Origin of the sequence: Sporanaerobacter sp. (assembly GCF_047830725.1) — a bacterium.
Lineage (GTDB): Bacteria > Bacillota > Clostridia > Tissierellales > Sporanaerobacteraceae > Sporanaerobacter.
Genome location: NZ_CP181252.1, coordinates 49,315 through 63,824, shown reverse-complemented (window position 1 = coordinate 63,824; position 14,510 = coordinate 49,315). Strand labels below are relative to the sequence as shown.

General features: G+C 29.7%; 13 protein-coding genes and 1 other annotated feature. Of the genes, 8 read left to right on the top strand and 5 right to left on the bottom strand.

Translation table 11 applies throughout. The annotated features are described in order from the left end of the window. Window positions 1-215 precede the first annotated feature (215 nt). On the top strand, window positions 216-1,379 hold the full coding sequence (locus ACFWUA_RS00365) for a radical SAM protein (RefSeq protein ID WP_416198198.1): 1,164 nt from the start codon (window positions 216-218) through the stop codon (window positions 1,377-1,379). Window positions 1,380-1,509: 130 nt separating this feature from the next. Then, complete coding sequence (locus ACFWUA_RS00360) at window positions 1,510-3,099, top strand: ATP-binding cassette domain-containing protein (protein WP_416198197.1); 1,590 nt, start codon at window positions 1,510-1,512, stop codon at window positions 3,097-3,099. Between the two features lie 317 nt (window positions 3,100-3,416). Here ACFWUA_RS00360 and ACFWUA_RS00355 read toward each other — a convergent pair whose 3' ends face one another. After that, on the bottom strand, window positions 3,417-4,430 hold the full coding sequence (locus tag ACFWUA_RS00355; RefSeq protein WP_416198196.1) for an ABC transporter substrate-binding protein: 1,014 nt from the start codon (window positions 4,428-4,430) through the stop codon (window positions 3,417-3,419). A gap of 89 nt (window positions 4,431-4,519) precedes the next feature. Between ACFWUA_RS00355 and pgsA the strand changes: the two genes are divergently transcribed. Both pgsA and ACFWUA_RS00345 read left to right on the top strand, forming a co-directional pair. Continuing rightward, window positions 4,520-5,056, top strand: a complete 537-nt coding sequence (gene pgsA / locus ACFWUA_RS00350) for a CDP-diacylglycerol--glycerol-3-phosphate 3-phosphatidyltransferase (protein WP_416198195.1) — start codon at window positions 4,520-4,522, stop codon at window positions 5,054-5,056. 56 nt (window positions 5,057-5,112) lie between these two features. Next, window positions 5,113-5,327: a binding site (T-box leader), on the top strand. Window positions 5,328-5,383: 56 nt separating this feature from the next. Next, a complete protein-coding gene (locus ACFWUA_RS00345; RefSeq protein ID WP_416198194.1) occupies window positions 5,384-8,035 on the top strand; it encodes a valine--tRNA ligase in 2,652 nt (883 codons plus the stop codon). Window positions 8,036-8,149: 114 nt separating this feature from the next. On the opposite strand, the gene ACFWUA_RS00340 is transcribed toward ACFWUA_RS00345, so the two are convergent. The 3 genes from ACFWUA_RS00340 to ACFWUA_RS00330 form a co-directional block, all read right to left on the bottom strand. After that, entirely contained in the window at window positions 8,150-8,671 is a 522-nt protein-coding gene (locus ACFWUA_RS00340) for a hypothetical protein (protein ID WP_416198193.1), read from the bottom strand. Between the two features lie 28 nt (window positions 8,672-8,699). Further along, window positions 8,700-8,921, bottom strand: a complete 222-nt coding sequence (locus tag ACFWUA_RS00335; RefSeq protein WP_416198192.1) for a hypothetical protein — start codon at window positions 8,919-8,921, stop codon at window positions 8,700-8,702. A gap of 99 nt (window positions 8,922-9,020) precedes the next feature. Continuing rightward, complete coding sequence (locus ACFWUA_RS00330; protein WP_416198191.1) at window positions 9,021-9,176, bottom strand: hypothetical protein; 156 nt, start codon at window positions 9,174-9,176, stop codon at window positions 9,021-9,023. Window positions 9,177-9,645: 469 nt separating this feature from the next. Here ACFWUA_RS00330 and ACFWUA_RS00325 point away from each other — a divergent pair, with 469 nt between their 5' ends. The 4 genes from ACFWUA_RS00325 (at window position 9,646) to ACFWUA_RS00310 (ending at window position 13,900) form a co-directional block, all read left to right on the top strand. Continuing rightward, window positions 9,646-11,274 carry a hypothetical protein gene (locus ACFWUA_RS00325; RefSeq protein WP_416198190.1) on the top strand — a complete coding sequence of 543 codons (1,629 nt, stop codon included), beginning with the start codon at window positions 9,646-9,648 and terminating at the stop codon, window positions 11,272-11,274. A gap of 29 nt (window positions 11,275-11,303) precedes the next feature. Then, complete coding sequence (locus ACFWUA_RS00320) at window positions 11,304-12,596, top strand: bifunctional folylpolyglutamate synthase/dihydrofolate synthase (RefSeq protein ID WP_416198189.1); 1,293 nt, start codon at window positions 11,304-11,306, stop codon at window positions 12,594-12,596. A 59-nt stretch (window positions 12,597-12,655) separates the two neighbouring features. Beyond that, a complete protein-coding gene (locus ACFWUA_RS00315; RefSeq protein WP_416198188.1) occupies window positions 12,656-12,877 on the top strand; it encodes a hypothetical protein in 222 nt (73 codons plus the stop codon). A gap of 90 nt (window positions 12,878-12,967) precedes the next feature. Beyond that, window positions 12,968-13,900: a YncE family protein gene (locus ACFWUA_RS00310; protein ID WP_416198187.1), complete on the top strand. Its 933-nt coding sequence runs from the start codon at window positions 12,968-12,970 to the stop codon at window positions 13,898-13,900. Window positions 13,901-13,908: 8 nt separating this feature from the next. Here the strand turns inward: ACFWUA_RS00310 and ACFWUA_RS00305 are convergent, their stop codons facing one another. Beyond that, window positions 13,909-14,436, bottom strand: a complete 528-nt coding sequence (locus ACFWUA_RS00305; protein WP_416198186.1) for a DUF4364 family protein — start codon at window positions 14,434-14,436, stop codon at window positions 13,909-13,911. Window positions 14,437-14,510: the final 74 nt, after the last annotated feature.

Genomic DNA, 14,510 nt, shown 5'->3' with positions numbered 1-14,510 from the left:
GTCTAAAAATACATTAATTATATTTAATTGTGCATTTGTAAAGAAGATAGTAAATCAGCCGACGACAGAAGGTCATTGTGGCACGAACAAAACTGGTCAGACGAAAAGTATTTATTAAGTTCTGACGAGGCAACAACGCACTCATATAATGCGGTGTGTTGTTGCTTTTTTAAAGTTTGATCGTGGAAAATATAATGCAAAGGAATGCGATGATAATGTATATAAAGTTGATCAATTGTAGTGCCGTTCATATTTATCAAGAGTCTGCTTATGTATATACAGATTCAGCAATTTATGTATTAGATGAAATCAGCTCAAGATTTGTGGAACTTCTTAGGCATACTTCGGAATACGATAAATTGCTTAATGCTTTCGAGAAAAGTTTGAATTTTGCCCGTCAAGAGGCAGTAGATACAATCCAAGAAATCATAGATGTTAATAAAAAATTTTTTTCATTTTCTGATACGCCGAATAATATCTGTATTACCGGCAGATGTGGTATGGCGTATCCTCATATGCTTCAAATTTCATTGACAAATAGATGCGTACATAATTGTAGGCACTGTTTTAAAAATTGTGTTTTCACAGGCAAAAGCTTATCGTATTCTGTCATAACGGGATTATTAGATCAGATTAGTTCAGAGTGTAAAAGTGTAGAATTTACAGGTGGCGAACCATTTTTACATAATGATATCATGAATTTGGTAACTAGATATCAAGATAAAATTAGTTTTAATGTAACAACATCTGGTTTTATATTACACCAATTTAATATTTCTGATTTGAAAAAATTTCATTTAATTCAAATTTCACTACATGGTAGTACGGAACAAATGCATGATGCATTTGTTGGGAAAAACGGAAGTTTTAAGATGGTAACAAAAAACATCAAATGGCTTTGTGACAACGAGCTAAATGTAGTTTTAAGTAGAACTATAGTAGCATTTGACAAGAAGGAATTAGAAGGTTTTATAAATCTTTGCATTTCACTTGGTGTAAAACGCTTAATATTAGGGATTATACTACCATTGGGGCGAGCAGTGCAAAATAATTGTGCTACAGCTAATGAAGAATGTCGACGACTCGAGGAATTTCTTGAAGATTCACGGAACAAATATAAAGAAATTTCAATAGCAGTTGATAACGAGACTGCAGTTTCTAATAAGCCGAGTAAATATGTCTTTCACTGCATTGGAGGTCGTTTGCATTGGTATGTCAATGAGGATGGAGCAGTTTATCCCTGTACTTATTGCCAGCGAGAAGAACTCAGTATTGGTAATTTAATTGATAATCCTGATCTTTTCAATGAAATAATATATAATGGTAAATATGAAGAGTATAATCAAAGAATTGCTAATAATTTTTTATGTTATCAATGATTTATATAGATATCAAAAACTTTCTATAAATGACATATGTTCTAATATTAGAGAAGCCGAAATACAGGATAAGCTTTAAATTTTTTAGATATATCTCATAAGTTCAAAATATAGAAAAGAGTGATTAAAAATGACTATTTTTCTGCTTGTAATTTTATCTTCAGCGGCACTTGCAGTTTGCACAGCGTTAAAACCTATTTATCTTCAGAATACAATAGATGCATGTTCTGCTCTGGATAGTTCAGCAGTTTTAACTTATTTTATTATCTATATATGTAGTATAATTGGAATTCTGTTATTTGAAACAATAAGGCAATTAAGCATTGGAAAGTATAGAGTAAATAAAACTGCATCCTTAAAAAGGCATCTTATTAATCGTATTGTAAAGATGCAGTTGAGAGATTTTCAGGTAGAAAGAGGACAAAACTACCTTACTATACTTAATCAGGAAATTGATATGTTGGTTGAAAACTACTATATGCAAAGTTTAGATTTCGCATATAGTGTGTTAGTTCTTGCCACTAGTATTGCAGCCTTGATCTACATTAATTATATTTTGGCTTTTTTGATTTTAATTTCTACTTTTTTACCAATTTTGGTTTCGACACTGCAAGGGAAAAAAATGCAGTTTCGGACAAATGTATATACTAATAGTTTAGAAAAGTTAAATGTCATGATTGGCAATTTAATCAATGGATATCCTACGCTAAAAGTTAATCGTGCTGAAGGTAGATTTGGCAATGTTCTAGAAACGAGCAATCAGGAAACTGCACAGGCTAAGTTTAAAGAGACAAAAACAAGAACCTTTGTAAATATGCTGATTGGCACATTGGCCTATGCAGGTGAAATTTTACTGATTGGTGTAAGCATCATTCTAATTACAAGAGGACATTTAACAATTGGTGCACTGGTTGCGTCTCTTCAATTGTCAGAAATGTTGGCAATTCCGACTAACAGCATAGCTTACCAACTGAATGATATGAACTCAGTGAAGGGAATTAAAAATAAAATTTCAGACCTACTCCGAAATGAAGAACTATGCGATGAACAATATATAGAATGTCCAACTATTAAAAGTATTGAATTTAAGGATGTTTCCTTTTCCTATAAAGATAAATGCATTTTGAAAAATGTTAGTATTTGTTTTGAGGCAGGCAAGAAGTATTTAATCATTGGTGAAAATGGTAGCGGTAAGAGTACGCTTTTTAAATTGATTAGCAAATTTGAAACTGGCTATGAAGGACAAATATTAGTAAATGGTATCGATCTAAAAGAAATCGGTACTTCCTTTTTTGACCAAGTTGGGATTATTCTTCAGAACACATTTTTGATGAATGATACTTTGCTTAACAATATTACACTGTATAGTGATTATACACTAGATGATACCGAAAAAGTGCTAAAATCCATGGGAATGACTGAATTTCTTGCTACTCATGATTTACATAGCGAATATCAAGATACAAAAGACAATATTTCTGGCGGGGAAAAGCAGAAAATTGCATTGGCGCGAATTTTGCTTCAGAAGAAAAACTTTATTCTGATGGACGAGGCCACATCTGCGATTGACCCTGAGAGTAGTTTACAGATAGAGGAAGAATTGCTGCATAATGACGATATGACAGTTATTAATATTGAGCATAAGATTATTCCTCAATTAGTTCCACTTTATGATAGAATCCTTGAAGTCAAGGATTTTACAATTACAACTATATATTAATGTATTGATGCTTGGAATCATTTGTTTAATGGACGTCCAGTTCTTAACGCTACTTTTGCCAATATTTTTGATACATCTAAGATACATTCCTCATGAATGTCATACAGGACCACAACATGAATTTTGTAGAATAGTTAAGAAGGACACTGAAAAATGTGGATGGGAATATTATGAAGCTCAATGTTGTTGTGGATTAGTCATGTCATATCAAGAAATATATTGCGAGAATCATCAATAAAGAAAATTACAAATCAAATTTTCATGCTATGTCAATACAAACAAAAAATGAGATAAAAAAAGGAGCATTGCTCCTTTTTTTATCTCATTTTTATAGTTTCCATAGCTTTTTCTGCAAATTTTGTAGTCACAATTTTGTCATAGTCTGCTCTTTTATCTAGTTCTCCTGCCATTTCTATGATATCCATCATATGATTTAAGCCTTCTTCAGTGAGAATTAAATCTGGTTTCCAAGTATCTTGTTCTTTGTATCTAGTTATAAGAGTGATGAGTATTTCATCATCAGTATCAGGAAATTGAGGTTTTACAGCTTTTGCAATTTCTTCTACGCTGTGATTTTGTACCCAGAGCATTCCCTTATATATGGCATTTGTGAAACTTTGAATTGTATCTGGATTTTTTTCTAAATTGCTTTTAGTAGTACAATAGCAAGTATAAGGAATATATCCTGCTTCTTTTCCAATAGAGGAGACTACATATCCTTTACCTTCTTTTTCAAGAGAAGCTGCAACTGGTTCAAATAGGGCAACATAGTCCCCTTCTCCTCCTATGAATGCCCCTGCCATTACATCAAATTGAATATCTGTTCTCACATTTACATCTTTGCCTGGCTCCAATCCATTCTTTTTAAGTACATATTCTAAAGCCATTTCAGGCATTCCGCCTTTTCTTCCACCTATAATAGTTTTTCCTCTTAATTTTTCAAAATTAAAGTTATCATCTTTTTCTCTTCCAACCAAGAAAGAACCATCTTTTTGAGTTAGTTGAGCAAAATTTACGGCATAGTCTTCTTTTCCTTGATTGTAGACATATACTGAAGCTTCAGGTCCCATAAATGCAATATCAGCTTCGTCGCTTAATAGTGCTGTCATACATTTATCTGCTCCCTTGCCGTTTATAAGATCAATTTTTAGTCCTTCTTCTTCAAAAAATCCTTGAGTTATAGCTACGTATTGAGGAGTATAAAATAATGAGTGAGTTACTTCTATTAATCTAATAGTTTTTAATTCATCTTTTTTACAAGCTGATAAAGTAAAAGTTAAAAAAATTGTCAATACTAATAAGAAGACAATAAATCTAAACTTTTTATACATCAAAATCCCTCCTAAAAATTTCATGTGTACTATAATTATTATATGGATGTGATGCATAAAAAGTTACAAAATATGAGAAGGGAGATTATATGAATACAGCTAATATACTTACTCTAACAAGAATTTTATTGATGCCTATATATTTAATTGTTTTTTATTCGAATTTAGAAAACAAAATTATGTATGCAGGAATGATACTTATTTTAGCTGGAATTACAGATATACTAGATGGGTACATAGCAAGAAAATATGATATGGTGACAAAGTTGGGAACAGCACTTGATCCAGTGTCAGATAAAATAACTACTTTTGTCGTTCTTATAAGCTTTGCTTCTGCAAATATAATTCCTACTTGGATATTGATTGTATTGGGTTTAAAAGAAGCATTTTTAATAATGGGGGGAGTAATTTTATATTATCATGGAGATAAAGAAGTTATACCAGCCAATAAATTCGGGAAAATAGCTACAACTTCTTTTTATATTGCAGTAATATCTGGAATTTTAAATTTTCCCAATACAATTGTATATATTTTATTTTATATAGTAGTAGTATTGCATTTAATTGCGTTTATAAATTATTTATTTATCTTTACAAGTATTATAAAGGATAAAAATAGAATTTAAATTGTTGACAAGATATATTCAATTTTTATATAATATAAGATAATTAATTTAACAACTAAACAACTATGAAGGAGAGGAGTAAGTAAACTTCTATAAAGAGAGGAAAGCTCATAGGCTGAAAGGCTTTTCTAGACAAGGTTTGCTGAAGGTAGCTCCTGAGTTTTTAAACTGAAATGTAGTAGGTTTAGACGGATATACCGTTATCTATATGAGTGCCATAGTTGTACTATGGAAATAAGGTGGTACCGCGAATATACCCTTCGTCCTTATATTTTTTTGGACGAAGGGTTTTTGTATTTTTGATAAATTGATAAGGAGGAGAATAGAATGATAGATAATTTACCAAAAACTTACAATCCCAAAGATTTCGAAGATAGAATTTATAAATACTGGAACGATAGTGGATATTTTAAAGCTAAAGTAAATAAGGAGAAAAAGCCTTTTACTATAATGATGCCACCACCAAATGTTACAGGAAATCTTCACATGGGTCACGCATTAAACAATACAATACAAGATATACTTATTAGATGGAAGAGAATGGAAGGATACGAGGCACTTTGGCTTCCGGGTACAGATCATGCCAGTATTTCTACAGAGGCTAAAGTAGTAGAAAAGTTGAAAAAAGAAGGAAAGAGCAAAGAAAAACTGGGAAGGGATAAGTTTTTAGAAGAGGCATGGGACTGGACGAAAAAGTATGGAGGAAATATAAACAATCAGTTAAGAAAGTTAGGAGTATCCTGTGACTGGTCAAAGGAAAGATTTACTCTTGACGAAGGACTAAGTGATGCAGTAGAAGAAGTTTTTATTAGACTTTATGAAAAAGACCTTATATACAGAGGAGATAGAATTATCAACTGGTGTCCAAATTGTAAAACTGCAATATCTGATGCAGAAGTTGAACATGAAGATTCTAAGGGAAACTTATGGTATATAAAGTATCCTATAAAAGATAGTGAAGAATTTATAACTATAGCGACTACAAGACCTGAAACAATGCTTGGAGATTTAGCTATTGCTGTACATCCAGAAGATGATAGATATAGCCATATTGTAGGGAAATATGCTATACTTCCACTAGTTAATAGGGAAATACCTATTGTTGCAGATGAGTATGTAGATATGGAATTTGGTACAGGTGCTGTAAAGATAACTCCATCTCATGATCCCAATGATTTTGAAGTAGGAGGAAGACACAATTTAGGACAATTAAAGATAATGAATGATGATGCTACAATCAACGAATTGGGCGGAAAATATGAGGGATTAGATAGATATGAGGCAAGAAAGAGAATAATTGAGGATTTGGAAAGTGAAGGGTATCTATTAAAGATTGAAGAACATGCAAATAGTGTAGGACATTGTGAAAGATGTAAAACTGTAGTTGAACCTATTATTTCAAAACAATGGTTTGTAAAGATGGAGCCATTGGCAAAACCTGCCCTCAAAGTCTATGAAAATGGGGAATTAAATTTCATTCCAGAAAGGTTTGGGAAAATTTATACGCATTGGCTTGAAAACATAAGAGATTGGTGTATATCTAGACAACTTTGGTGGGGGCACCGACTTCCTGTATACTATTGTAGAGAATGTGGAGAAATAATGGTTACAAGAGAAAATCCAGGGAAATGTACTAAATGTGGAAGTACAAATATATATCAAGATGAAGATACTCTTGATACATGGTTTTCATCAGCTCTTTGGCCATTTTCAACATTAGGATGGCCTGAAGAGACAGAAGAATTGAATTATTTTTATCCTACAGATGTGTTGGTTACAGGATATGATATTATATTTTTCTGGATTGTAAGAATGGTTTTCTCTGCACTAGAACAAACTGGCCAAGTCCCATTTAAAGATGTATTTTTGACTGGATTAGTTAGAGATTCAGAAGGAAGAAAGATGAGCAAGTCTCTAGGGAATGGCATAGATCCATTAGAAATAATTGACAAGTATGGTGCTGATGCTTTAAGATTTACTTTAATCACTGGCAATTCTCCAGGAAATGACATGAGATTTTATATAGAGAGAGTGGAAGCCAATAGAAATTTTGCAAATAAACTTTGGAATGCAACAAGGTTTGTACTCATGAATTTAGATGAAGAAGTAGCTAAAGATGAAATAGATATTAAAAATTTAGAAGAAGAAGATAAATGGATATTGTCAAGAATAAATAGCATTATAAGCGAAGTAACAGAAAATTTGTCAAAGTATGAAATAGGTATTGCGGGACAAAAGATTTATGATTTTGTATGGGATGAGTACTGTGATTGGTATATAGAAATGGTTAAGCCAAGACTTTATGGAGAAAACAAAGAGAGCAAAGAAACTGCCCAAAGAGTACTATTATCAGTTCTAAAAGATATATTGAAACTGCTTCATCCATTTATGCCATTTATAACAGAAGAAATATGGAGTTACTTGCCAGGAAATGAAGAAGCACTAATCATAAGTTCATGGCCAGTATATGATGAAAAACACGAATTTAAGCAATCAGAAAAGAGAATCACATATATAATGAATGCTATAAAAAATATTAGAAATGCAAGGGCAGAAATGAATGTTGTTCCATCTAGAAAGGCTAAACTTATTTTTGTTACATCAGATGAGGAAGTAAAGGAAATATTAAAATATGGAGAAGGCTATTTTACAAATTTAGCTTATGCACAGGAAATAGAAATAAAAGATAATAAAGATGGACTAGGAGAGGACAATGTAGCAGTAGTTATTGATAGATGTGAAATATATATTCCATTGAAGGATTTAATTGATTTTGACAAGGAGATAGAGAGATTAGAAAAAGAAAAAGAAAAGTTAGAGGGAGAACTTAAGAGAGTTAGAGGCAAACTTTCAAACGACAAGTTTGTAAGCAAAGCTCCAAAAGATGTAGTAGATGCAGAAAGAGAAAAACAAGTAAAATATGAAAATATGATGAAGAAAGTATTAGAACGATTAGATAGTCTAAAGAAGAATATATAAATATAAATAAGGCGGTCTCAATTTTTTTGAGGCCGCCTTATTAGAATATATAAATCAATTGTTTAATTGATTTATATACATAGGCAACTTGATTATCGAGATATTATTGGTTAATTAGTTGTAAAATCTAGCAGATCCTACATTTTTAATTTTACTACCAAATGATAAACCTACTCCAGCACTATCTTTACCTACAGATACACTAGGAGAGGCATATGCGGTATTTAATCCATAAGCAGCATAGGCTACGATATCTGGAGTTTTTGTCTTAGTAGATAGTTCTGATATAATGGAGCCTGCATCTATCCAGTGACCTCTAACATCACCATTAACTACTGTAGATTCATTTTTTATTACCTGAATACTTGATAGATACAGATCATCAGCATTTACAGTTGCTGTAGTATCAACTGTATCACCATAATGTGTATTAACATATGATAAGTATCCACGAGAGCTCCTTTCAATAAACGGAGAACTCCAAGTAACTGCAAATATATCTTTTGAGGCAAATGAATTGCCTTCGGAATATTTTCCTTTCCATCTGAATGCAGCTACCATTTGTGTACTAGAACCACTGCTATTTGAAGTAAAATTATTGAATCCACCATATACTTCGCAATTTGATGAAGCCATTCGTAACATTTCATCGCTACCATCAAAATTACGAATAGCACTTAATGGTAACTTTTTCGACTTTTCCGCCTTTTTGCTCTATTATTTCTAATGCTTTAATGTGATCATTTGGGTCATGACTTTCAAGAAGCTTGTTAATGATATCAACCGAGTTATCACCATCAGCAAAAACTTTTGATGGCACTTTTAACCCTATCATCAAGGTGAATACAAGTAAACTTGAAATTACAACTTTAAATACTTTTTTCATAAGATCTCCCCTATTTTAGTTAAGTTTTTAAAACCGGTTATTTTTTAGTATCTCGATAAAACAAGTTTTATATTTTAAAAAATTTCTTGTAATATATAATTATTTAATCTCATTCTTTTTTATTTTTCGTAAAATAAAATATCCCATTGTTGCTACAGAAAAAATTCCACTGAAATCATCATTATAGAATGAACCCAATCCACTTCCTAGTCGCCCAATAAAAAGTGTAGTTATTATAGCTAAAAACTCATACATTTTCTCAGCTCCTTTTCATTGAATGTTTTTATTAATTTTATTATAATGTTGATGTTTTCTTTTATATCTATTTGTACTAAATTTTAATGTTTTAGATATTTTAGTGTTAACCCAATAATAGGGCTTGTCTTTATTTTCTGGAGGTATTTATGCTTTTATTTATTACCTTCAACTTTTTCTAATACCTCATAATCATGTCGTATTTTGTTAAATATTAGAACTTATGCATTATAGTTACTTAGAATACATTATTTAACTATAAATATATCAAATTTTAAAATTTATGTCAATACTATTTTATACATAATTTTTTTTAGTTGTTCTTACATAACTAAAATAAAAATTATCTCAAAAGTGGTTTAGTTACCAACTTTTGCAACACTCCCATTTATTAAATTATCTTAACAATCGGAAAATTGGGAAAGTGATAAAATATAATAAAAAAGAAAACTCTTCAAGGGGGAAGATTATGAAGAAGACAATTGTTTTATTTATCGCCTTTTTTATATTTATATCTGTATTTCATATTTATTATAATGCAGATATTATTGCTAAGCCACCTTCTTTTGATTGGAGTAGGGATGTAAATTTGCAAAGTATAAAGTTTAATAGGACACCATTAGCAGGAATAGATGATGATAACAATGTAGTTTTAGTATATCCATATGAAAATGGAGAAGGAAAAGTAGGAGTCAATTTATATGATGAAAAGCTAGAATTGATAAAAGATGAAGTTGTAGATATAGAAGAATTGAATTTCAACAAAATATTAAAAGATGAGATATTTGTATATGGGAGTAGAATTTATTGGAGAGATAACTTACTTAATAAAGTTTATATAGGAAGATTTTGTGATGAATATAAGAAAATAGAGATATTTAGCGAAATTGAAAATGTAAGTAGAATGAATGTATATAGTGATGGAGAATTTGATTATTTAGCTTATGTAGATAAAGATGATATTTTTATTGCAAAAATTAAAGACGGTTCTGTAAAAACAATTGAAGGGCCTAAAAATCAATTAGATATAAAAGATATAAAAGTATTTAAAGATAGTCAAAAAATATATTTACAGTTTGCTAAAAAAGATAAATCTGTTGGATGTAAAGAAATATTTGTTTCAGAGTGTGATGGCGAAAATTGGTCTAAACCATTGATGTTAAATAAAATAAATGAAGTGAAGATTTCAATAAAAGATATGAGTATTTTTGCAGATGATGTAAATGTTTATTCAATAATTACAATTCAAGGAGATAACAAATCTAGCTTTACTTATATTGTAGATGGATATGATAAAAAAACTAAAAAAACATTTGAAACTTTGAAATTAAATAATGCTATGAAATATGGCGTAGGAGATTTTTCAAGTATACCTGCAATTATCAATTCTACAAATGAAGGCATAGAACTAATAACTACTGCCCCTACAACTATAGATATATATAGCCGAAATGCTTCAAATGTGGTAAAATTGCTATTGGATGATAGTGGGATAAAAAAAGTAAAATTGCTTTCAAAAACTAAAAGCTGGTCCAATAGACCCAATTATATCAAGGGAAACTATGAGTATGTATTTTGGAATGAATCCGAGAATGGTTACAATCAGATAAAAGGTGCAACTACTGAAAAAACAGTGTTTAATAGAACTACAAATAAAACTAGAAAAGTAATCGCTGAGGCTATTGGTGAAGAAGTACCAGTACTTATAAGTTTTAATTTTCTTCTTTCTTTTGGGGGAAGGTTTATATCAATTTTTCCAGCACTTATGTGGCTTGTATATATTTTTATGTATAATGAAAAAATGCAAAAAAAACAAGATAAGATGTTTTTAATTGGAATAGCAATTTTTTATGTGTTTCAACTGGTGACAATAAAGGATTTTTATGTGCCACAAGCTATGGCATTTATGCCTAATGTATTAAAAATTTCGGGTGCAAAATTCATATATCCAACTATTTTTACAGCAATAGGTTGGCTTGGAGCAAATTTTTATAAGAAGAATGCAAATGTCAAGGAAGGATATAAATTATATGGAACTTTTTTAGTTGTTTCTTATATACTTATGAATCATTTATATTCACCATATCTTTTTAAGTAAGAATACAAAGAAAAATTAGGAGGATGAAAATGAACTACCAAGAAGCATTAGATTTTATAAATGAAGCAGAAGGGTTAGGATCTAGACTTGGACTAGAAACTATAAAAAAATTGATGAATTTATTAGGAGATCCACAAAAGGATTTGAAATGTATCCATATTGCAGGTACCAATGGAAAGGGTTCCACCACATCATATATTTCCACAATGCTCAAGGAAGCAGGATATAAAGTTGGAATATTTACATCTCCATATTTAGAGAGATTCAATGAAAGAATTCAAATAAATGGAATAGATATACCAAATGATGTTTTTGCTAGAATTACTGAAAAAGTCAAAGAAAAAACTGAAGAAATGGTAAGTAGAGGTCATTCTCATCCTACAGTTTTTGAACTCATAACGGCTATTATGTTTATGTATTTTAAAGAAGAAAAAGTGGATTTTGCAGTATTGGAAGTAGGTCTTGGTGGCAGGATAGATTCTACCAATGTCATAGATAATTCATTGATTTCTGTCATAACAACTATTGACTATGATCATATGGATGTATTGGGAGATACTTTATATAAAATTGGAAGCGAAAAAGCTGGAATCATAAAGGAAAATGGAATAGTTGTATCCTATCCTCAAAATGAAGAAGCTTTAAAGGCCCTTTTGGAAAAGGCAGAAGAAAAAAATGCAAATTTCATAATATGTCCTATGTCAAATATAAAAATACATGAATTAAATGATAGTGGAGCAGTTTATGATTTTCAATATGATATTTATAAATTTGATAAGTTGGTTATAAATCTTTTAGGGAAACATCAAATATATAATTCAGCTCTTGCTTTGACTGCTATTCTTGAATTAAGAAGTAAAGGCCTTGTAAATATAAGTGATGAGGAAATAAGAAATGGACTTATGAAGACTAGATGGAATGGAAGACTTGAAGTTATAAGTAGGGATCCTATCTTTTTAATTGATGGAGCTCACAATAAGCAAGGAATTGAAGCCTTAATTTCTTCTCTTAAATTGTTTAATTATGATAGATTGATTTTAGGAATAGGAATACTCAAAGATAAAGATGTAAGCCACATGGTGGAAATTTTAGCTCCTTTAGCTGATGAAATAATAGTTACAGAAGTTGATAGTCCTAGAAAGATGGAAGCTAATGAATTGGCTCGAATGATAAAAAAATTTAACAAGAATGTTAGGGTGGAAAAAGATATTAGAGATGCAGTAGAGAAATCTCTAGAATTAGCGGATAAAAATGATTTGATTGTATTTTCAGGTTCAATTTATATGATAGGTGATGTGAGAAAAATTGTTTTAAGTTTGTAATCAATGGACCTCTCAATGAATAATATATAGTATATGTTTCTTGGGAGGTTTATTTTATTATGAATGTGGTAGAATTTTCGCTTTTAAAAAGATTAAAAGATGAAGATTTAATTGAAAATACATGCAATAATATTGATGAATTGAAATGTCTATTAGATACAGGAGATAACGAAGAGTATTGGGAAAAAGCCATGGTTGTGAATGATATGATTATAGAAATTAAAAAAAGAAATTTAAAAATAAGGGAAGATGAGTTGTTTGAGAAAATCATTAAAAAATAGATGCATATCTTGATTTGCTTTTTCAAATCACCTTCATATTGTATATTGCATAGATTGATATATATACAGTAGTGGAGGTGATTTTTAGCAATGGAATGGAAAGTAGTTGTAGCTAATACTGGAGAAGACTCTATTGGAATAATAGATTTGCAAAAAAAATATGCATGTGAAATAATTTCCATTATTTCATTTTTAAAAAAAGAAAATGATTTAAATATTTATTTAGATAACTATCAACTTGGACCTTATGATTTATGCTTGAGTAGCTATAAGGACAAAATTTATTTGGCAAATGCATATGACAATTCTATTTTTAAAATTGATATTTATAACAAAAAAATTGATGATATACTAGCAGTAGGTAGATTTCCTTCTTGTGTAAGAGTATATGATGAACTTATTTTTGTTTCTAATTCAGATTCAAATTCAGTTTCTATAATAGATGAAAAAAGCTTTAAGCTCATTGAAAATATTCAAGTTGGAGAAAATCCAGAGGATATAGAAATAGATAGAATATCAAAAAAAATATATATTGCTAATAACAATGGTCATAGTATAAGTGTTATAGATTTAAAAAAAGATAATATAGAAAAAATTAAATTAGATAAAAACCCTATAAGAATATGTTTGGAAGATGAAAGCATATATATGCTTTCACGTTTCAACAACGGTACTTTAAACAATAGCAATTTTTCTGTTTTGAATATAAAAGATTTTAATATAGTAAAAAGTATAGACATAAAAGGTATATTCAACAATATGATAAAAATCAACAATAAAGACATAGTTTATATAACTAGTCTTGAAAATGGATATTTGAATAAGATAGATATTAAAAATGGCAAAATTGTCAGCAACAAATATATAGGAGGAATGCCAAATAAAATGTTATGGATTGCTCCAAATATATTATTTATAACTAATATATCTCAAAAAAACATAACTATTTTTGATACTATTGAAGGCAAAATAATCAAAAATTTAGAGGTGGGTTCAGAACCAAATGGTTTAATTATATTCTAAAATAAATTTTAGTTAATTAATGTATTAAGTATTTGTTGATATATTTTGGAAGGGTCGGTCTTCCAATTATCACATATGGTTTTTGCTTGCTCACTAGATACTACATTTAAATAAAGGCTAAACAATGTAGTATCATTTTCTACTAGTTTTAAATTTACGATATATTCATTTTCATTTTTTTTAAAACAATCTCCAATTACTTGTGTTTCTCTTTTTATTTCTTCTTCTTTTATCTTAAAATTTTTATCTATATCTTTTTTTATTTCTTCTGGTATTCTATCTATAAAATAGTCAAGTGTAATTTTGCCTTTTTCCAAAAGAGTATATATTTCTTTATTACCATTTCTTGAATTTTCTATGAATTGAGAAGCTACTAACTCACTTAAAAATTGCTGAATTAGGAAATAATTCATATAATTATTTTCTAGAACAAATTCAGTTATTTGTGCATTTGTAAGTGGAGTTTCTGATTTATCTATAATATAGAGCAAAAGAAGTTTACTTTGAGCAAGTTCTTCAGTATTTTCTATAAACATTCTAACACCTTCTTTACAAAAAAATTGTAATATATTTTAAATTATATCATATAAAAACGAGAAGTGAAATTTCC